Source organism: Kitasatospora sp. MBT63, from assembly GCF_000710465.2.
Taxonomy (GTDB): Bacteria; Actinomycetota; Actinomycetes; order Streptomycetales; family Streptomycetaceae; genus Kitasatospora.
Genome location: NZ_JAIZ01000552.1, coordinates 1 through 469, shown reverse-complemented (window position 1 = coordinate 469; position 469 = coordinate 1). Strand labels below are relative to the sequence as shown.

At 73.6% G+C, this 469-nt stretch carries 1 protein-coding gene; it reads right to left on the bottom strand.

The features are described from left to right. On the bottom strand, positions 1-469 hold a 469-nt coding region (locus AA75_RS29180), incomplete at both ends, for a C-terminal helicase domain-containing protein (protein ID WP_033823284.1).

The window sequence follows — 469 nt, the reverse complement described above, 5'->3', positions numbered from 1 at the left end:
CGACGACCGGGTTGGCGATCACGGTGGGGATGCCGGTGGGCACGCGGGCGCCGGTGATGCGGGCCAGCTCCTCGTCCCCGGCGCTGACCCGGGTGGTGACGGGGGTGATCCCGGCGGTGGTCATCATGCGGGCCATCTCGCGGCGCTGGTTCGGCAGGACGAGGGTGACGACGGTGCCGGACTCGCCGGCCCGGGCGGTGCGCCCGCCGCGGTGAAGGTAGTCCTTGTGGTCGGCCGGCGGGTCCAGGTTGACGACCAGGTCGAGCCCGTCGACGTGGATGCCCCGCGCGGCTACGTTGGTCGCGACGAGCGCGGTGACCTGGCCGGTGCGGAACTGCTCCAGGGTGCGGGTGCGCTGCGGCTGGGACTTGCCGCCGTGCAGGGCGGCGGCCTTCACCCCGTTCGCGAGCAGTTCCTCCACCAGGCGGTCGGCGCCGTGCTTGGTGTCGGTGAACATGATCACCCCGCC